The sequence below is a fragment of the bacterium genome (genome assembly GCA_024228115.1).
Lineage (GTDB): Bacteria > Myxococcota_A > UBA9160 > UBA9160 > UBA6930.
In genome coordinates this window covers 1-20,079 of the sequence record JAAETT010000617.1, presented here as the reverse complement: position 1 = coordinate 20,079, position 20,079 = coordinate 1, and the positions used below count along the sequence as shown (strand labels likewise).

Sequence of the window (20,079 nt, the reverse complement as noted above, 5' to 3'; positions counted from 1 at the left end):
TGATGAGTTACGTGGACGGACACAACGATGATCCCACTCCCTTCGTCTGGTCCAAGACAGCAGAAGAGATCATCGAAAAGGTTGGCAGAGCCAGGCGCGCGCTGGATAATGCCCCAACAGCGTGAATCACATCACTAGCTCCAGTTCGAGAAACCCAAAGGGCCCGGCGGGTACGACCCGCCGGGCCCTTTTTCTTGCGCTCGGCCCGCGCCTCTTTCGATTGAATTCCCGGGTGGTTCGGCGTATACATGCCAACTACTGAGGGGAAGTTCAGGTGGGGCCCTGGGCCACGACTGCCAACCCCGAAGGTGCTCGTCGACCCGTCTCCACAAACGGGCTGGCGACGACATGGTTGTCTGGGGGAAAGCGCACCGGATGCTCGTTTCGACGCGGCTACCGCGAACGGACGGGTGCCCGGTCAGGAGGGTTCATGCAGGCTGCTGCTTCGGCTCGTTGGATGCGAGGAGGCGCTGCGGCGCTTCTGCTGATTCTGGTTTCCCTGCCCGCCGCCGCACTCGAGTTCTTCGACCGTCGGCTCCAGATTCACGGTTTCTACGAGCAGCAGATTCGGTCCATCTGGACGGATTTCAGCGGCTCGAACGACTGGGACCTGACCCAGTGGTATCACGTGCTGAACCTGGAAATCGAAGCCGAGATCGCGCCGGATGGGTTCGGCCCCTTCGATATGGTGAGCGGTTTCGCCCGGATCGAGGCTCGCTTCGATTGTGTCTGGCGCCGCGGCTGCTGGATGTTCGACAACGTCGACGTGTACGGCGATCGTTCCGGGCGTCTGCCCCAGCGTATCCAGAGCGGCCGGGCCACCGGCTTCACCGGTACGCAATTCACGGGCGAGGTGCGGCGCGAGTTCGACGGGAATATCGGCGGCCACGCATTCCGGCTCCGGAATGATGTTCTTCCCGGCTCGCGCGTGGCCGTCGGAGCCGACGGCACGACCACCTACGGCCGCTTCTTCGGCGCCAGCCCGGGCCTCGACGGGGTGCTGGACGATACGTTCTTCGACCCGGACAGCGATGACCCGATTCAGCTCCTGTTCCGGAACCTGGAGGAGTGCCAGTTCGCGAGCCGTCGGACTCGCGGCACGGTCAACGGTGTTGGCAGCCAGGGACTCGTCCACAACATCAAGTGCGAGATCGAGCCGCTTCATGATGCGAAGCAGTTTCCGAACCCGTTCCGCGCGCACGATTTCAATGGGCCGGTGTTGGGCGGCGCTGGCGGAGGCGGAGCCCTTCCGCTGCGCCCTGCGCCGGAGGTCCGCTTCGACGCGGGTGCACCGCCCAACGTTCCCAGCGGTATCTGGTATCCGAATGAGCGCCTTCAGCAGGCCCTCCGGGACGGCGATTTCGATTCCTTCGACCAGAACTTCACGGTCAATGAGCTGCAATGGAACCGGGGTGCCTCGCAGCAGGATGAGAAGGAGCTGAAGGAGGCCTATCTCGAATTCGAGATGTTCGACAGCCGGTTGTGGTTGCGGGCCGGCAAGCAGGCCATCGTCTGGGGGAAGACCGAGCTCTTCAGCACCACCGACCAGCTCAACCCGCGCGATCTGGCCCTGGCCTCACTGCCTTCCCTCGAGGAGAGCCGGATCGCCCAGTGGGCGCTGCGTGCGGTCTACTCCTTCTACGACGTGGGCCCGTTGGAGGACGTGCGCTTCGAGGTCGCGGCGATCTTCGACCAGTTCGAGCCCAATGACATCGGTCGCTGTGGCGAGCCGTACACGCCGCTCGTCGCCTGCGGCAAGACGTTCGGTCTGCTGAACCACGGCCAGAACGGCGTCGGGCTGGCCGGAGAGATCCGCCCGCCCAACCCGTGGAACAGCTGGAAGGGCATCGATGTCGGAGCGCGGCTCGAGTGGCGCTGGGGTCGCTTCTCGTTCGCGCTGACGGACTTCTACGGTTACGACGATCTTCCCTACGCGGATGTGCTGTTCAGCTACAGCCGGAACGTCGACCCGAGGACCGGCCGACCGCGCAAGGGCCAGAGCACGGGCAGCTGCCGACACGGCAGTGAGGATGCCTGCCTCACAGAAGACAACGCGCTCCTCCATCACAGCGCCAACCAATCGATCTTTGCCTGGGTCTGCGCCGGGACGGTCGGCGTCTCTGACCTCGACCCTTCGTCCTGCGCCCAGACCATCTTCAATAGCCAGGTCGTCCCCGCCCTCGGTAGTGATGTGTCGCCAGTGCCGATCTCGACGATCTTCAGCATGATCGGCGCGGCGGACAACACCCCCGCCACACTGAACGGAAACACCTTCTACTACGGATTGGGCGGGCTGACGCCGACGACCTCTGCGCAGCTCGTGGCAAACGCGCCATTCATGGCGCAGTGCTCGACCTGCCCACCTGGAACGGCCTTCTACGACTTCAACGGGTTCGTGTACCTTCCGAGCCCGCTTGTCCCCCTCGATCGGGGCGACTTCGATGGTGTTGCCGCCACGGAGGCCATGTTTCCCCCGACGACACCCCTCACTCCGGGTCGGGCGACCCTGGCTCTCCTGTCGGGTATCTCACCCTTCCTGACCGACGAGCAGGAGGCGCTTCTCGGCTGCGGTTCGTTCTACGGGACGAATTGTGACGTCCACGGTATCGACTTCCTCAACACCGAGGCCAGTGTCTTCTTCCAGTCCTGGCCCGGAGTGCAAGGAACCTACCAGGACGGAGGTGCGATCTGGGACACGACGGATCGCGGCAAAGCGCAGCCCGGTACGGTGAATTTCGAAGGTGAGGTGGTCGGAGGCCGACGCGGGGAAGCCTGCCAGATCCCCGGTTCGAGAGGCCCGGGAGACCCATGCTACGACTCGAGGGTCGATGGTGCGCCCCTTGTTGTTGTGAATCTCGCGGGCGATAAGGAATGGGCCGTGCATCCGTTCACCGGTCAGAAATGGCGCTCCGAGATGTCCATCGTTTCCTGGAATTTCCTGATGGCGTTCGTGGGGATCTCCCAGGGAGAAGACGGCGCCGTCTTCACGCGGCAAGACGCCAACAGTATCGACGTCTTCGACCCGAACGACTCGTTCTCCAAGGATCGCTGTTCCTACGCCCGGCCCATCTGGTGCAATGCCGTGAAGGGCTTGATCGGAGGCTTGACGGGTCTCACCCGCTCCAGCATCAAGGCAGGTGGGAACGGCCGCTTCGGCCGCCGCAACTTCCTCTGGACGGCAAGTACGGATCTGGTCCTTCGCTACGAGAAGCGCAATGTGCTGGGCTTCTCGATGGACTTCGCCGAAGACGTCACCAAGACCAACTGGGGCATCGAGTTCACCTGGCAGGAAGGTCTGCCGAGCGCGGATGCGGATGCGTTCGATGGCAACTCGGAGATCGATACCTTCAACCTGACGTTCTCGGTGGACCGGCCGACGTTCATCAACTTCATGAACGCCAACCGGACGTTCTTCTTCAACAGCCAGTGGTTCTTCCAGTACATCGAGGACTACACGCAGAGTCATACCCGGACCGGGCCCTGGAACGCGTTCTTCACGTTCACCGCCACGACGGGTTACTTCCAGGATCGGCTGTTGCCGTCGATGACCTTCGTGTATGACGTCAAATCGAACTCCGGCGCGTTCCTGCCCCAGCTGACCTACCGCTTTACCGAGAACTTTTCGGCGACCTTCGGCCTCGCGCTCTTCGCAGGCCGCTGGAAGGAGTTCGACGCATCGATCAACGGCCCGGCCGACGCCGCGACCAACCGGGTTGGCAAGGATGCCAACAAGCAGTTCGGTGAGCCGGGCCTATCGGCGATCCGTGAGCGCGACGAGGTCTTCCTGCGCCTCCGCTACACGTTCTAGGCGGAATCGGGGACGTTCTTTCCGCTGTTTCCGATACGAAATGGGGGCATCGCCCCCATTTCGTATCGGAAACAGCGGAAAGAACGTCCCCGATTCCGCCCGCCTAACGTCCCTTGATCAACTCGTCGGTCGAGGTGAGCTTTCGCAGCTTGCCCGGATCGATCGGGATGGATTGGACATCGTAGGATTCGCGCCGCCATCCTGCGCCGCCGCCCGGCACGTAGTAGAAGGCGGCTGCAACCGGGTCGAAGACCCGAGCGCGCTCGCCACCGGGCCAGGCCGGGTAGCCGGCACGGTCGCCGCTGAAGCGGTGCACCAGGATGCCGATATCGAGCAGGAAGCCGTTCTTGCGCTGCGAGATGAAGTAGAGCGGTTGCTGGGTCTGGTAGTCGATCCACAGGGTGATGGCGGCGACATGGTCGATCACCCGCCGGGAGCGACCACGAACGACCACGGCGTAGCGGACATCCCAGCGGTCGCTGGCCACCGACAGGCCCGTGTGGCCGTAGTTGCGGTTGCTCATGCCCGGCCAGCCTTCTTCGACGCCGTTCAGCGGGGCCAGGACTTCCTGCATGCCCAGCACCGTCCAGTCGTAGGCGTTCGGGCGCAGGGCCATGCCCGTGAAGCCCTTGCGGATGTCCTCGGTGGCGGCCAGCAAGAGGCCGGCGGTCGGCGCGATCGCTTCGAGCCCCCCGGGACTGCCCGAGGTGGCGCCGCTGGTTCCGAAGGGCACGGATCCGCCCGCTCCCTCGACGCCCGAGACGCTGTAGCGCGGTGTGTAGAGTCCGTCGGTCCAGGTGCTCGCGGCACGGCGGGGTTTCCGCAGGTCCGGGACGTAGACGAAGATGTCGTCGGGTTCCGTGTAGTCCGTCGAGGCTGAACGCGGCCGAGCCTGTCGCCACGCCAGGTGCCGAGCATTGGTCGGCTCCAGGAACCGGCCGCCGGCCACCCACGCGGTCTTGGTGGATTCCGCTACCCGGTAGTCGCTTGCGACCAGGTCCGAACGATGACCGGTGCGCAGGAAGTGCCAGGTGCCCTCGTAGGTTTGCGGCGTGCCGATCCGGCTGGGCATGTCCACGAGGCGAAATCTCCCGATCGGACCCGAGCCGCGGTAGCGATGCTCGAAATTCCAGGCCCAACGAAGAGCGGCATCCCGCCCCCCCGGATCGATCGTATCGGGAGGGAAGGGCAGGCCGGCTTCGTAGTCGGTCAGGTTCCCCTCATCGTCCAATTTTGCGCGGCCGCGGAAGGCCTCGGTGGCGTCCCGGTAGAAGTCTGCCACCGGGTAGCGACGGTGGCAGAAGCCGATCGTCATCTGCATGCCCTCGTAGAAGAAGGCCTCCCGGTAGTTCCAGACCTCCTCCGGAAGCAGCTTGCGGAGGGAGAGCAGATCGTTCAGGTCGAGGAGCGCGCCCTCTTTGACGAGCGGCGTGCCCGTGTCGATCTCGCCCGGTTCCCCCGGGGCGCCCGTGAAGTCCGGGCAGCGGCCTTCCGGGGGCAGCTCTCCGCTGGCCGTCTGGGCGAGTAGCAGCGCCGTTGCGAGAATCGCGATAGCGACGAGGCGGAACTTGGCGGACATGGCGAGCGAACCTCCCGATGGGGCCGGAGTCTACCGGGCAAAGGCCACCTTCGGGCCACCTCTTCTCCCCGAGGGTCGCTGCCGGGGTGGTCTCTTGGGGCCCGCGTTTCCGCTACACGTTCAGTTGGCCAAGGAGGCTCCTTGAATCGTCGTTCGATCGGCTTGCCCCTCGTCGTTGGCATCACCCTCATGGTGTTGGCCCTGCTGCTCGCGATCGGCTGGCAGGTGCTGGTGGTGGGCGATCTGGGCCCGGTGACGCGAGGTCTCACAGCGGTCCACTGGACCTTCCTGATCCTGGGTTCGGCGTTCTTCGTGCTGATCATCGTCGGATCCCTGCTGTTGATCATCTGGTTGGTTCGCGAGATCCGGCTGAACCAGCGTCAACAGGCGTTCCTCGATGCCGTGACCCACGAGATGAAGACTCCGCTGGCTTCGCTGCGGCTCTACGTCGAGACCCTGGCCCGGCACGATCCGGCCGTGGCACGACGTCGGGAGTTCCTCGGCCGCATGGAGGAGGATGTCGAGCGGCTCGAGCGCACGGTCAACCAGGTCCTGATCGCGGCGCGAGCCGATGCGCGGGCCAAGGCGTCCGACGAAGTCACCGATCTCACCGAGTTGGTGGAGGAAGTCGCCGGGGAGATTCGCCGGCATTTCACGCTCGAGCCAGGTGCCATCGTGCTGGGTCGGCGTCGCGCAGTCTCCGTCCTCGGCGATCGGGGTGAACTGGGAGTGGTCGTTCGCAATCTGCTCGAGAACGCCGCCAAGTACTCGGCCCCGGAAGTCCAGATCTACGTCGACCTCGAGCCCGTCGGTGATCGGATCGAGTTGGTGATCGCGGATCGCGGTATCGGTATTGCCGCGGCCGACCTGGGTCGGATCTTCGATCGTTTCGCGCGGGTCGGCCGCGACGTTCAGCGCCAGGCAGGCCTCGGATTGGGGCTCTTCATCGTCTGGAATCTGGTCCGACGGAACGGCGGAAAGGTCGTGGCGCGGAGCGAAGGCCTCGGACGTGGCAGCGAATTCCGGGTGAGCCTGCGTGCTGCGGAAGGGGTCGCCTAGCATGTCGCGAATCGTCGTGGTCGAGGACGAGGCCAACATCGCCGATGGGCTGACTTTCAACCTCGAGGCTGAAGGCCATGAGGTGGAAGTGATCGCCGATGGCGGAGAAGCGGCCGAACGGCTGGGTGCTCCCGATCGCCAACCCTGCGACCTGGTCATCCTCGATCTCATGCTTCCGGGCCTCTCGGGGCACGAGGTTGCGCGTCGCGCCCGCGCCGCGGGGAACTACGTGCCGATCTTGATCCTCACCGCCAAAGACGATCCGGACGACGTGGTACGCGGAATCGAAGAGGGTGCTGACGACTACCTGACGAAACCCTTCAAGCTCGATGAGCTTCTGGTGCGCACGCGCTCGCTTCTGCGCCGGCGCCGCTGGGACGGGGCAGGACCCGCGGATGACGGAGACACCGAACTGCAACTGGGGGAGGTCTGTGTGCGATTCGATCGCTTCGAGGTCGAATCGCCCGAGGGCGTCCAGCCCCTGACTCCGCGGGAGGTCGGCCTCCTTCGAGCGCTGCTCGATCGGGAGGGCCATGCGGTGAGCCGCGGCGAGTTGCTGGAGAGCGTGTGGGGCCTCCATCCGGAGACGAGAACGCGGGTCGTGGACAGCTTCATCGTGCGGCTGCGCCGCTATCTCGAGCCCGACCCGGCGCGTCCCAGGCACATCGTGTCCGTGCGAGGGCACGGCTACAAGTTCGTGCGCTAGATCGATTCGTCTGGCAACCTCCAGCCATGGGCGACGCCCTCCAACTGCACGCCCTTCCGTCTCTCGATGAGCCGACCCTGATTCTCGCTTTCGATGGCTGGAACGACGCGGGAGATTCGGGCACCGCGGCAGCGCGCTTCGTATGCAATGAGCTGCCGATGGCGCCGCTCGCAGAGATCGACCCGGAGGAGTACTACGACTTCACGGTGAATCGGCCGACGATCGTGATGGGCAAGGACCACGAGCGCCGCATCGAATGGCCGAGCTTCCAGTTCCAGTTCGCATCGGTCGAAGACCGCTGCGACATCATCGTCGGTGTGGGCAGCGAGCCACATCTGAGATGGCGGAGTTTTTGCGACGATGTCCTGGAACTCGCCTCGCGCGTGAATGCCCATCGGGTCGTTCTTCTCGGCGCCTACCTGGCCGACGTGCTCTACTCCCGCCCGGTGCGCGTCACCGGCTTCTCCCATCCGCCCGATGCGCTGGGTGCGCTCGGCATCGAGCCCTCGGGCTATGAAGGCCCTACCGGGATCGTCGGTGTGTTAGGCGACCGCCTCCGCCAAGAGGGGATTCCGGTCGTGAGCTTCTGGGCGGCGCTGCCTCACTACATCACCGCCACCCCCAACCCGCGCGGCGCCCTGGCGCTGATCCAGATCCTGGCCCGCTACCTGGATCTCCCCCTCGACCAGACCCGCCTCCGCACGGCCGCTGCCGACTTCGAAGTTCAAGTCAACGAACAGGTGGCGGCGGATCCGGAGCTCTCCGACTACGTCCGGGAACTCAAAAAGCGGGAGTTTGCGCAGTAGGCCGCTTCGCTCTTCGTGCGGGGCTTTGGAGTCGCCGGGGCTGGGCACAGGCCGGGCGGAATGGCTCGGCCGGGGCATTGGGAGGCCGCGATCATCTTGGACGCGGGTTCGCTTACGCGGCTTTCGCCGCTAGCGAACGTGCGCACGCTGGGCTTGGCCTCTGCCTGCGCTTTGTTTCCGCCCGGCCTGTGCCCAGCCCCGGCGAAGCGGTTCTCATGAGGAAGGCCGCCGAACCCTGGGGTTCGGGGCAGAAGAAGAGGCCGGTTCCTTGCTGTAACAGTGGAGCCAACGCGTGGCCTCGCCTTCACCAACAACGCCGTCACGCCTCCACCCAAACCCTCACGCTAGCGAAGCGGCCCCCAGAGGAGACCTAGAGTTCGATCGACTCCTCGATCAGCATCACAGGGATGCCGTCGTCGACCGGATAGAACACCTTTCCGTCGTCGCGGACCAGGCCCTCGGAGATTTCGTTCTCGGGCTTGCCGCCGCCGCGGTTCCTGAGGCTACCGTCGCGGATTCCGTCGTTGACCTTCTGCAGCTGTTCAGCAGAAGCGAGGGTGACGGGTTGTTTGGTTTCCGGGCAGACCAGGATTTCGACGAGGTCGGGACTGACGGTGGGCATGGGGTTTCCTCTCAGCGGAGCATGCTGGACGGGTAGTCCAGGATACGGCGTGCGACGATCAGTTGGTTGATCTGCTGTGTGCCTTCGTAGATGTCGTTGATCTTGGCGTCCCGCATCCACTTCTCGACCAACAGCTTCTTCGACCAGCCCGGCGGCCCGAGCAATTCGACTGCCTTCTGTGTGATGCGGGTAACGGCGAGGCCGGCCTTGGCCTTCGCCATTGAGGCTTCGAGACTGTTCGGACGGCCTCGGTTCATCATGGAAGCCGCACGCCAGGTCAAGAGCCGGGCGGCTTGCAGCTCGGCCTCCATCTCCATGACATCGCGTTCCAATGCCGTCAGCTCTGCCGGCGGTGCATCGTAGCGGATGCGAACACCCTGACGGTCGAGTTCTTCCAGGACATAGTCGAGGGCTGCGCGGCCGACGCCGACCGCCATGGCCGCCACGATGGGCCGGCTGGCGTCGAACGTGGCCATCGCACCCTTGAAGCCCTTGTCGCCGGAGGAGGCCTTGGCGTCCCTCTTCTTGACTTCTGCGCTGCCGAGAAGATTCGCCGTCGGTACTCGGCAATCGTCGAACTGCAGCGTCGCGGTATCCGAAGCACGAATGCCGAGCTTGTTCTCGAGGCCCACCAGGGTCATCCCGGGCGTGCCTGCCGGGACCACGAACGCCTTGATTCCGCCACGGCCCGCCGTGGGATCGACGGTGGCCCACGCTACGACGAAGCCACCCTCCTGCTGCGAAGCGCCCTCCCCAGCGGTGCAGAAGATCTTCGTGCCGTTCAGGATCCAGTCGTCACCATCTCTGGTCGCTGTCGTCTGGATGGCGGCGCTATCCGAACCCGCGCTCGGCTCGGTGATGGCCATGGCGCCCCAGGCCGGCCCTCCGTCGCCGTGGAAGACCGAGAGGAAACGCTTCTTCTGCTCCTTCGTGCCCGCTGCACCGACGGCCGCGCCACCGAGGCCCGCGAAAGGCGTCCGAAGATACAGCCCCGCATCTCCCCAACAGAGTTCCTCGGTCTGCACACAGACCTGGATGAAGCCGTCGCTGGGTCCGACATCCTCGGGCCCACCCTTTCGGCCGTGGTTCCAGTACCAGTCGACCCACTCCGTCGGAAGATCGTGCTCCTGGGTATCGTACTTGCGCGAGATCGGGCGCAGATGATCCGTCGCCATGGCGCGATAGTAGTCCTGGGCAAGGCGGGTCGTTTCGGACATTTCGAAGGAGATCGGCATGCTCGTGCTTTCTTCCTAGAGGAGAGCGGTGGCTTCGAGGACGGTCAGGCCCCGGGCGTTGCGCAGGTGCATTTCGGGAAGGTACTCGCGGATGTAGCCGTGGCCCCCGAAGACCTGCACAGAACCGTCGCTCGCGTCCATGGCGACCCGTCGGACCTGCTGGATGGCGAGGGTGGCTTCGCGAAGGGCATCCTCGCCCTGGTCCAGCCGCCAGGCCGCCTCCCAGGTGAGCAGCCGGGCGCCATCGATCTCGATGGCCATGTCCGCAAGCTTGAAGGCGATGGCCTGCTTCTGGGCGATCTTCACGCCGAAGGCTTCGCGCTCCTTGGCGTAGTCCCGGGCGACCTCGAAGGTGGCTCGGGCTACGCCGATCCCCGCGGCCGCCATGGCGACCCGGCCCTGGGCGACGATGCGACGTAGATCGCAACCGGCGGCCTCGCCGAGGCGGGCCGAAGCGGGAACGCGTACGCCGGAGAGCGCGAGCTGCACCGTCGGCAGGGCGCGGAGTCCCAAGTTCTGCTCGGGGGTCGCTACGAGGCCCTCGGCCTCCCGGGATACGAGAAAGCCCTGGGGTGTGCCGTCCTCGTCGGCAAAGACCAGCACCTGATCGTCGCCCTCGATCCACGGGACGAGGGCCTTCTCTCCTTCGAGCACGTAGCTTTCGCCGTCCCGAGAAGCACGGGCCGTCGGTCGAAAGGGGTCCGAACCGAAGTGCGGTTCCTGGAGTGCCAGCCCACCCGGAACGAATTGCTCGCGCGCATAACGAGGAAGAGTCGCCTGCTTCTGGGCATCGCTGCCAAACTCGGCAACGGGGAGGGCGATCAGACCCGGTGAGAGGATGGCCAGAGCCTGGGAGAGATCGCCCCAAGCCAGCTCCTCGGCGATCAACGCACCCGTCAAGGCACTTCGCTCGCCGCCTCCTCCGAATTCCTCCGGCAGGCCGTTCGCAACCAGGCCCAGTTCATGGGCCTGGGCCAGTACCGAGTTGGAGAGTTTGCCGTCTTCGTCGCATTCTCGCGCAACGGGCCGGATCTCCTGCTCGGCGAATTGGCGAACGGTTTCGATGATGAGCAGCTGCTCGTCGCTCGGTTCGAAGTCAATCACGGCGCGACCTACACGCGCTCGATGATCGTTGCGATACCCATTCCGCCCCCGATGCACATCGTGATGAGTCCGGACGTCTTGTCCTGGCGTTCGAGCTCGTCGAGCAGCGTTCCGATGAGCATGGCGCCCGTCGCTCCGAGCGGGTGACCGAGGGCGATGGCTCCGCCGTTCACGTTCACCTTGGCGTGGTCCATGTCGAGGTCGCGCATCACCTTCATCGGGATGGCGGCGAACGCTTCGTTGATCTCGAAGAGGTCGATATCGCCGACCTCCATGCCCGCCCTCTTCAGGCAACGTTCGGTAGCCGGCGTAGGTGCGGTCAGCATGATGACCGGTTCGTCGGCCGCCGTGGCGGTCGCAATGATGCGTGCACGCGGCTTGAGATCGTGCGCCTTCGCGTAGTCGGGCGCGGCGACCAGTACGGCAGCTGCGCCGTCGACGATGCCGGACGAATTGGCCGCCGTGTGGACGTGCTCGATGGCGGCGAGCTGCGGGTAGACCGAGCGCGCCTTCTCGTCCATGGTCCGGGTTTCGCCCTCTTGTACGTAGGCGCCCATTCCCTCGAAGGAGGGCTTCAGGTTGCCGAGGCTCTCTACCGTGCCGCCGGGGCGCGGATGTTCGTCGCGATCGAGGGCCATGTTGCCCTCGGCATCTCGGACCGGGACCAGGCTTCCGTCGAATCGGCCGTCCTTCTGGGCGATCTCGCAGCGTGCCTGGCTCTCGGCGGCGAACCCGTCCAACTCCTCGCGGGAGAAGCCCTCGATGGTGGCAATCAGGTCGGCCGAGATGCCCTGGGGCACGAGGGGATGGAGCGCGGCGAGCTGGGGGTCCTTTCCGTCGAGGCCGCCGCCCGCAGCGCCCATCGGCACCCGGGACATGCTCTCGACGCCGCCTCCAATCACCAGATCCTGCTGGCCGGCCATCACGCCCATGGCGGCGAAGTTCACGGCCTGTTGGCCGGACCCGCAGAAGCGGTTCAAGGTGACGCCGCTGGCGGTGCGGGGATCCCAGCCCGCAGCGAGGACGCCGTTGCGGGCGATGCACGCGGCCTGCTCGCCAACGGCCGAAACGCAACCGGCGACCACATCTTCTACGTCCGCCGGATCAAAGCCGTTGCGATCCTTCAGCGCGTTCAGGGTCTGGCCCAGCAATTGCTGCGGATGGACGCCCGAGAGGCTTCCCGTCTCTTTCTTGCCCTTGCCGCGAGGGGTCCTCACAGCGTCGATGATCCATGCGTCGCCCATGCTCGATACTCCTTGGCGGGGTCGACGGAGCGCCGGCTTCCGCGGGTGGGATTCCTCACGGCTTCTGAATGCGACCCGGAGTCATGGGTCAAACCGTCAAGATTCGCTCCCCCCATGGGGGAGGCGGCGCGATTCTATCGGATCGGGAAAACCGCCGCATCGCGAATCTCGGAGCGCTAGAACATCGTCTCTATCGGGGTTTCAGGGCCTTGTGAGCCGTTGCTCAGGGTTGACGCAAGCAAGCTGAAGTTCTAATGAAAACCCGCCTGCGCTTCGGAAGGAAGCGCGTTCGGCGCGCCAAACGCCCGATCGTCATGGCTCCATGCTGCGCACAGGCGCGGCAGGGGGCGACGAGAGGTGCCGGAGGCGGCGGTGGGCGCTTCGGCAGCGGGCAGAACGGGTCCAACGCAAGCAGGGAGCGCTTCAGGCACGTCATGGGAACGCATCGATTGCCCCGCCGTTCCGTCCGTGTGCTCTTCGTTCTCGCAGTCGCCGGCTTCTGGCTGGTTGCGAGTTCCGGAGTTCCGGCATCCGCTGATTCTGTGCGCCACGCGACGAGCGTCTGCGAGGCCCAGGAGCTGAAGGCACTGGCGGCAGAGGATCCGCATCTCACGATCGAGATCCCGCCGGAGTACGACAAGCCCTTTCCTACGCTGGCCGCGTGCCGGTCTCACGCAGCCGCCTGGGATCCCGCCGCTGAAGGTCCTCAGCAGCCGATCCCCTTCAGTCACAAGCATCACGCGGGCGACTGGGGCATCGATTGCCTCTACTGCCATACCGGAACGGATCGTTCCCGCGCCGCCGGTGTTCCGTCCACCGAAGTTTGCATGGGCTGCCATGAGCAGTTTCCCGCCGAATACGACGAGCTCGAGGGCATCCAGATCCTCAAGCAGTACTGGGCCGAGCAGAAGTCGATTCCGTGGACGCAGATCCATCGCCTCCCCGAGTACGTGAAGTTCCAGCACCAGGCTCATGTTCGTGTCGGGTTCGAATGCCAGACCTGCCATGGCCAGGTGCAGGACCTCGACAAGCTGTACATGACGCCGGATACGAAATTCTGGCAGTACGGGTTGCCGACGCAGAAGCTCGAAATGGGGTGGTGCGTTCTGTGCCACCGAGACAATGGCGCCTCTCAGGATTGCCTGACCTGCCACTACTAGGACCTAGGACTTCGGATGCCTGAGACCTCTCGTCGTGACTTCCTGAAGCTCGTCGGAGTGAGCGCCGGAGCTGCCGCTGCCGCCGGCTGCTCGGACCACGTCGAAAAGCTGATTCCCTATGTCGTGCAGCCCGAAGGGCTGACGCCCGGCAATCCGGTCATCTACGCCTCGACGTGTCAGGAGTGCCCGGTCGGGTGCGGGCTCCACGTGAAGACGCGCGAGAATCGTCCGATCAAGGTCGAGGGGAACCCCGATCATCCGATCAACCAGGGCAAGCTTTGCGCCAAGGCCCAGGCATCCGTCACGCGCACGTATCTTCCCGATCGCTTCGCGGCGCCTCAGCGGCGTGGTTCGGCCGGGCTCGAAGCGACGACCTGGGACGAAGCGACCAGTGCTGTCGCCGAGGCGATCAAGGCAGCGGGTGGCAAGACGCATATCCTCGGTGGCAATACCGGCGATACGCTCTCGGGCTTGATCGACCGGTTTGCTTCGGCGACCGGCGCCAAGCGCACCATCTACGACCCGGCGGTGAGTGAGACGCTTCGCGAGGCCACCCGGCGTGTCTTCGGAGTGGCGAGTGAGCCGATCTTCGATCTTTCCAGCGCAGATCTGATCATCGACTTTGGCGCCGAGATGTTGGAGACGGGCCAGTCGCCTGTCGAGCACTCGCGTCAGTGGTCCGCAGCCCGCGATGTCGGCGCTCACCATGACGGCGGCGCTCGCCTCGTGTATGTGGGTCCGAGGCTCTCCGTCACTGCTTCGAGTGCGGACGAGTGGCTGCCCGCCAAGCCTGGCAGCGAGGGATTGATCGCGGCAGCTCTTGCGGGCGGTGATATCGCCAAGGCCGCGGCCGCGAGCGACATCCCCGCCGATACCTTGCGTCGCCTGGCCTCAGCGGCGAAGAAGGCGAAGAACCCCGTGGCTCTCCCGCCCGGAGCGGCGCTCGCCAGCCGACGCGCGGTGGCGACGACGGCCGCGGTGCTGAAACTCAACGCCGCGTTGGGTGCGGTCGGCCGGTCGGTCACGATCCCTCCGGCGAGCGATACGGCGAAGGATCGCTCCAGCTTTGCCAACGCATTGGCGTTGGTGGCGGCCATGGACGCGGGCGAAGTCGATGTTCTCTTGATTCACGACGCCAACCCCGTCTACAGCCTTCCGGCTGGCGCGGGCTTCGAAACCGCGCTCGCCAAGGTGGGCATGGTGGTGTCGTTTGCGACGTCCAAGAACGAGACGACCGAGCAAGCCCACTTCGTGCTGCCCGATCACGCGCCGATGGAATCCTGGGGCGACGCGCGGCCTCGTCCGGGCATTCGCAGCCTCATCCAGCCGACTCTCCGGCCGCTTCACGATACGCAGGCCCTGGGCGACTCCCTGATTTCGATCGGTCGCGCCATCGGCGACGACGTCGCAGCGAAGCTCCCCTCCGGCAGCTTCCGAAGCGTTCTCGAGGCCGCCTGGGCCGGAACCGGTTTCCGTCAGGCCCTCAAGGGCGGCGGTGTCTACGACGCGACTCCCTCTGCCGCGACGAGTCCGGTCGCGGGCGGCGATCTCGAGCTTGCAGAGCCCACGTTCAGTGGCAGCGGCGAGTTCACCCTCGTGGCGTTCCCCCACAGCCTGCTGAGCGATGGTCGAGGTGCCGCTCTGCCTGTGTTGCAGGAGATCCCGGACCCGATCACGAGTGTGGCCTGGGAGAGCTGGGCAGAGATCAGCCTGGCTTCGGCTGAGAAGCTGGGCGTCGAATTCGGCGATGTGCTCGAGATCGAGACATCCGCGGGCCGCATCGAAGTCGCGGTCTACCCGCGCGGTGGTATCCGCGACGATGTCGTCGCCGTGCCCACGGGCCAGGGCCACACCGTCGGCTGGTTCGCCTCGAAGGAAAGCCAGGGCCTGCCCGGGATGGCCAGAGGTGTGAACGTTTCCGACGTGCTGCCCGCCCAGGTGGATGAGGGCGGTGGTCGCGCCTGGTTGACGGAGAAGGCCACGGTCACGGCGACGGGACGTCATCGACGCCTGGTTGCGCTGCAAACCCAGGACAACAAGCGGCAGCGTCAGCTGGGAGAGGCGATCACGCTGGCGGCCCTGGGAGACGCCGGACATGGCGAACCTGCTGCCGCCGAGCATGGCGAGGGCCAGGAGGGCGCCGCTGCCGAGGAGCATGGTGGTGGTCATGAGGGGCCCCACGAGATTCGCGTGCCCTTCGATCCGGCGGACGATGCCGCGGACCAGCAACTCGAGCAGACTTTCGCAGACGAACTCTCGGTCAAGGCTTCCGACTACCGCTGGGGAATGACGGTCGATCTCGACAAGTGCACCGGTTGCAGTGCCTGCATCGCCGCCTGCTATCTCGAGAACAACCTTCCGACGGTGGGCGAGGACGAGTCGAGGAAGACCCGGCAGATGGCCTGGATGCGTCTCGATCGCTTCGTCGGCGATGGGTTCCAGGAGCTGATCCAGGGGCGCGCCTTCATGGGCCCGAACCACGAGAAGCTCGGCGATACGGATATCCGCAACTCGCCGATGTTCTGCCAGCATTGTGGCTCCGCGCCCTGCGAGTCCGTGTGCCCCGTGTATGCGACCTACCACAACGAGGAAGGTCTCAACGCGATGATCTACAACCGCTGCATCGGCACGCGGTATTGCGCGAACAACTGCCCCTACAAGGTTCGTCGCTACAACTACTGGGACAACCAGATCACCAAGTGGCCTGGCCAGATGGATCTGGGTCTGAACCCTGACGTCACGGTCCGCGGTCAGGGCGTCATGGAGAAGTGCACGTTCTGCGTGCAGCGTATCCAGTCCGCCCGGCAGGAATCGAAATCCGCGGGCGAAGAGACGATTCAGGACGGGGCGGTCCAGACGGCTTGCCAGCAGACCTGTCCCTCGAACGCCATCGAGTTTGGAAACCTTCGGGATGACGAGAGCGCCGTTTCGAAGAAGGCCGACGATCCGAAGCGTGGCTACGCCGCCATGCACGTGCTGAATACGAGACCCGCGGTGACCTATCTGGCGAAGGTGACCCGCGGGAAGGTCGAAGGGTAAATCGATGACGCCGCCGCCTGCCATGTCCGTCGCTGATACCATGCGCCCGCCGCCGGAGCCCCCGGACAGCAAGATCAACGAAGATCTGCTGAGGATCATGTACCACCGGATCTCGCCGGGATATCTCCTGTTGCTCGGCGCCACGATCCTCTCGGTCGTCGCCGCGGGTGGTACCTGGGTCTACCAGGTCTACATCGGTCTCGGCATCGCCGGCTATACGCACCCGGTCTTCTGGGGCGCTTATCTCATCACCTTCGTGTTCTGGGTTGGTATCGCCCATGCGGGGACGCTGATCTCGGCAATCCTCTACCTCTTCCGTGCGAAGTGGAGGAACGCGATCAACCGGGGCGCGGAGGCCATGACGGTCTTCGCCGTGCTTACGGCGGCACAATTCCTCGGCATCCACGTCGGCCGGATGTGGAAGAGCTACTTCATTCTTCCCTACCCGAACCAGCGTGGCCTCTGGACGAACTTCAAGAGCCCCCTCGAGTGGGACACCTTCGCGATCTCGACCTACGCAACGATCGCGATCGTGTTCTTGTTCATCGGGCTGATTCCGGACTTCGCAGTCGCGCGGGATCGGGCCAAGGGCATCCGCAAGCTGGCCTATACGGCCCTTTCCCTGGGTTGGCAGGGCACCTCACGTCAGTGGAAGTCGCACACCCGTTCGGTCTTGCACCTGTCCGGGTTGGCAACGCCTCTGGTGCTCTCGGTCCACTCTGTCATTTCCTGGGACTTCGCAATGTCGCTCGTGCCGGGTTGGCACGCGACGATTTTCGCTCCCTACTTCGTGGCAGGCGCGATCTTCTCGGGTTTCTCGATGGTGCTGACGTTCTTCATCCCGCTTCGCAGGATCTACGGGCTCGAGGAGTACATCACCGACTATCACTTCGATAACATTGCGCGTTTCATCCTGCTGACCGGATGGATCGTGACCTACGGGTACGCAAGCGAGTACTTCGTCGCCTGGTACAGCACGGTCGAGCCGGAGCAGACTTCCTTCTGGCTCCGTGCTTTCGGGCCGTACTGGTTTTCTACGTGGGTGATGCTCACGTGCAACTGCATCGTGCCACAGATCTTCTGGTTCAAATGGGCGAGAACCACGCCGTGGATCCTCTTCACGGTCGCGACGCTCGTCAACATCGGAATGTGGTTCGAGCGATACGTCATCATCATCACCGGCCTGTCACGAGAATACGAGCCGGCGGTCTGGGGCATCTACACACCCACCTGGGCCGAACTGACGCTCTTCGCGGGGAGTTTCGGCTTCTTCGCGATGCTCTTCCTTCTGTCCATCAAGGTCCTGCCCATCATCGCGATCACCGAGGTCAAGGAACTCGCGATTCATGAGAAGGCCCACGGAGGCGCTCACTGATGCCCTCGCTACGCGGCATCTACGATTTTCCTGGTCCGGTGGCCGAGGCTGCAACCAAGCTCAAGAACCGCGGGTTCTCCGACCTGGAGATCTACGCGCCTTGCGCCTTTCCCGAACTCGACTCGGTTCTGGACGAGAAGCCCTCTGGGGTACGTGCCTGGACGTTGATTGGCGGGTTGATCGGCGTCGTGACCGGCTTCTCCGTCGCAATCTGGATGGCGCTCGATTGGCCGATCGTGGTGGGCGGCAAGCCCTTCGCCTCGATCCCGCCCTATGTCGTCATCGGCTTCGAACTGACCATCCTGTTCGGCGGTCTCGCGACCCTGGTCGGCCTGCTGGTCGTCGGCGGCCTTCCCTATGGAACGTTTGGCCAGACGGACAAGGCCTATAGCACGCGTTTTTCTGCCGACGAGATTGGCTTGGTCGTCTCCTGTGCAGAACGTGATGTGGCGGAGGTTGATGCGCTGCTTCGGGCTACCGCAGCCAAGGAGGTGGACCTTGTTGAGGCATAACAAGAGCCACCTGAGGGCCCACGCCATCTTCCTGGTGGTGTTGTTGGGTGTCTCCGGTTCCGTGGGCTGTTGGGAACAGTGGTCGGAAACCTGGTTTCCCCAGATGAAATGGCAGAAGGCCATCCAGGCCTTCGAGCGCGTTGGTTTCGAGGGGCAGGTCGATCCATTCATGCCGCCCGAGGGCGCGGTGGCCATCGACGCAGAGTCGCCGGTCGTTCCTCAATACGATCCGTCGGCGGATCGCCTCCAGAACCCGCAGGCTGCGAACTTCAAATCCGTGGGCCGAGGCCAGGAGGTCTACGCGATCTACTGCGAGACCTGTCATGGAGCGACGGGGCAGGGCGATGGCCCCGTCAGCATGGCCGGAGGCCAGCAAGGGCCCTTCGCCGGTGTCTTTCCGTTGGTGACCGCGATGGCGCGGACGGACGGCTACATCTACAACCTGATTCGCGGCGGTGGCCAGCGAATGCCTGGCTACGCGCGCATCCCCAGTGAAGACCGCTGGCACCTCGTGAACTACGTGCGGTACCTGCAGAAGGGGGGACAGCCGTGAGCGGCGGGTCCGAACGAGCCAATCCCCGACCGCTCCCGGTCGGTCCGTTCTTCATCGCGGCCTTCATGGCGCTGGTGGGTGTGCTGGCCTTTGCAGCCGGCCTGATGCGCGATCCCGCCAGCGCGTGGATCGCCTTCCACGTGAATACGTTGTACTTCGGAAGCCTCGCCCAGGGCGGCCTGGTGCTGGCGTGCGCCTTCGTGATCATCGGCGCCAACTGGCCCGGCGCCGTACGCCGGATCGCCGAATCCCTGGCGGCCTGGGTGCCGGTCACCCTCGTGCTGTTCGTCATTGGCTGGGTGTTCGGGCGCGAGTACGTCTACGAGAGTTGGCTGCACGGACCGCCCCCCGGCAAGGAGCCCTGGCTGAACGAGGGGAGGCTGTTCTGGAGCAACGCCACCGTCCTGTTCGTGTTGGCGGTGCTCTCGATCATGTACCTCAAGGCATCGGTCCGGCCGCACCTGAACGGCGCCGCAGAGGGCGCCACGGGTTTCGCGAAGACGATGTTCGGACGTTGGACCGCGGGTTGGAAAGGCGACGAGGCAGAACTCGATGCTTCGGCCAATCGGCTTCGGGTCCTCGCTCCGCTGGTCGCACTGATCTACGCGCTCGGTTGGAGCCTGATCGCCTTCGATCAGGTGATGTCGCTTTCCCCGACCTGGTTCTCCAACTTGTTCGGTGGCTTCTTCGCCTGGGGTGGGTTCCTGACCGCCATCTCCGCAACGACCGTTCTGGCCGTGCTCTTCCGCACTTCGCCGGGCCTGGATGGCAAGATCTCGACGGACCACTACCACGATCTCGGGAAGATGGTCTTCGCCTTCTCGATCTTCTGGATGTACCTCTTCTTCTCCCAGTACCTGGTGATCTGGTACGGCAACCTGCCGGAAGAGACGCAGTTCTTCGAGGCCCGCCTGGGGACCGAGTTCCTGCAAGGCACCTGGTACTGGCAGGGGTGGGTCGAGCGTGTCACCGAGCAGCCGTGGGTCGTCGTCACCCTGTTCGCCTGGGTCTGCATCTGGGTGATCCCGTTCTGGAGCTTGCTCGGCGCAAAGCCGAAGCGAACGCCGAACTTCCTTGGCAGCATCGCCGGGATTTCGTTGCTCGGCTTCTGGGTCGAACGCAATGTCCTGGTCTGGCCCTCGATCGTTCCCGATGACAGCTACGCGTTCCTCGGGACGATCCAGGTGGGGATTGCCCTGGGCTTCCTGGGCCTGTTCGCCATGACGGTGATGGCCTACCAGCGCATCTTCCCGACGCTGCTGGTCCCGAAGGACTAG

At 64.7% G+C, this 20,079-nt stretch carries 15 protein-coding genes; 10 read left to right on the top strand and 5 right to left on the bottom strand.

The window, feature by feature from the left end:
• Window positions 1-430 precede the first annotated feature (430 nt).
• The gene (locus tag GY937_25805; GenBank protein MCP5060132.1) at window positions 431-3,808 is read left to right on the top strand and encodes a hypothetical protein; all 3,378 of its coding nucleotides are present in this window, start codon (window positions 431-433) and stop codon (window positions 3,806-3,808) included.
• A 103-nt stretch (window positions 3,809-3,911) separates the two neighbouring features.
• On the opposite strand, the gene GY937_25800 is transcribed toward GY937_25805, so the two are convergent.
• Window positions 3,912-5,387, bottom strand: a complete 1,476-nt coding sequence (locus tag GY937_25800; GenBank protein ID MCP5060131.1) for a DUF1329 domain-containing protein — start codon at window positions 5,385-5,387, stop codon at window positions 3,912-3,914.
• Window positions 5,388-5,528: 141 nt separating this feature from the next.
• Between GY937_25800 and GY937_25795 the strand changes: the two genes are divergently transcribed.
• Genes GY937_25795 through GY937_25785 form a run of 3 tightly spaced genes read left to right on the top strand, consistent with a single transcriptional unit; the run spans window position 5,529 to window position 7,958 of the window.
• Entirely contained in the window at window positions 5,529-6,446 is a 918-nt protein-coding gene (locus GY937_25795; GenBank protein MCP5060130.1) for a sensor histidine kinase, read from the top strand.
• Between the two features lies 1 nt (window position 6,447).
• Window positions 6,448-7,152, top strand: coding sequence for a response regulator transcription factor (locus GY937_25790; GenBank protein ID MCP5060129.1), 705 nt, complete (start codon window positions 6,448-6,450; stop codon window positions 7,150-7,152).
• 26 nt (window positions 7,153-7,178) lie between these two features.
• Window positions 7,179-7,958: a PAC2 family protein gene (locus GY937_25785; GenBank protein MCP5060128.1), complete on the top strand. Its 780-nt coding sequence runs from the start codon at window positions 7,179-7,181 to the stop codon at window positions 7,956-7,958.
• A 370-nt stretch (window positions 7,959-8,328) separates the two neighbouring features.
• Here GY937_25785 and GY937_25780 read toward each other — a convergent pair whose 3' ends face one another.
• The 4 genes from GY937_25780 to GY937_25765 are packed head-to-tail and all read right to left on the bottom strand — an operon-like array spanning window position 8,329 to window position 12,163.
• Window positions 8,329-8,580 carry a hypothetical protein gene (locus GY937_25780; GenBank protein ID MCP5060127.1) on the bottom strand — a complete coding sequence of 84 codons (252 nt, stop codon included), beginning with the start codon at window positions 8,578-8,580 and terminating at the stop codon, window positions 8,329-8,331.
• Window positions 8,581-8,591: 11 nt separating this feature from the next.
• The gene (locus GY937_25775; GenBank protein MCP5060126.1) at window positions 8,592-9,815 is read right to left on the bottom strand and encodes an acyl-CoA dehydrogenase; all 1,224 of its coding nucleotides are present in this window, start codon (window positions 9,813-9,815) and stop codon (window positions 8,592-8,594) included.
• 15 nt (window positions 9,816-9,830) lie between these two features.
• Window positions 9,831-10,919 carry an acyl-CoA dehydrogenase gene (locus tag GY937_25770; protein MCP5060125.1) on the bottom strand — a complete coding sequence of 363 codons (1,089 nt, stop codon included), beginning with the start codon at window positions 10,917-10,919 and terminating at the stop codon, window positions 9,831-9,833.
• An 8-nt stretch (window positions 10,920-10,927) separates the two neighbouring features.
• Window positions 10,928-12,163, bottom strand: a complete 1,236-nt coding sequence (locus GY937_25765; GenBank protein MCP5060124.1) for an acetyl-CoA C-acetyltransferase — start codon at window positions 12,161-12,163, stop codon at window positions 10,928-10,930.
• Window positions 12,164-12,417: 254 nt separating this feature from the next.
• On the opposite strand from GY937_25765, the gene GY937_25760 reads away from it, so the two are divergent.
• The 6 genes from GY937_25760 to GY937_25735 are packed head-to-tail and all read left to right on the top strand — an operon-like array spanning window position 12,418 to window position 20,079.
• A complete protein-coding gene (locus GY937_25760; GenBank protein ID MCP5060123.1) occupies window positions 12,418-13,323 on the top strand; it encodes a cytochrome c3 family protein in 906 nt (301 codons plus the stop codon).
• A 15-nt stretch (window positions 13,324-13,338) separates the two neighbouring features.
• Complete coding sequence (locus GY937_25755; GenBank protein ID MCP5060122.1) at window positions 13,339-16,362, top strand: 4Fe-4S dicluster domain-containing protein; 3,024 nt, start codon at window positions 13,339-13,341, stop codon at window positions 16,360-16,362.
• Between the two features lie 4 nt (window positions 16,363-16,366).
• On the top strand, window positions 16,367-17,737 hold the full coding sequence (gene nrfD, locus GY937_25750; GenBank protein MCP5060121.1) for a polysulfide reductase NrfD: 1,371 nt from the start codon (window positions 16,367-16,369) through the stop codon (window positions 17,735-17,737).
• Window positions 17,737-18,249, top strand: a complete 513-nt coding sequence (locus GY937_25745; GenBank protein ID MCP5060120.1) for a DUF3341 domain-containing protein — start codon at window positions 17,737-17,739, stop codon at window positions 18,247-18,249. Before nrfD ends, GY937_25745 begins: the two co-directional genes overlap by 1 nt.
• On the top strand, window positions 18,236-18,802 hold the full coding sequence (locus tag GY937_25740) for a cytochrome c (protein MCP5060119.1): 567 nt from the start codon (window positions 18,236-18,238) through the stop codon (window positions 18,800-18,802). Before GY937_25745 ends, GY937_25740 begins: the two co-directional genes overlap by 14 nt.
• A complete protein-coding gene (locus GY937_25735; protein ID MCP5060118.1) occupies window positions 18,799-20,079 on the top strand; it encodes a hypothetical protein in 1,281 nt (426 codons plus the stop codon). The genes GY937_25740 and GY937_25735 overlap by 4 nt, the downstream gene beginning before the upstream one ends.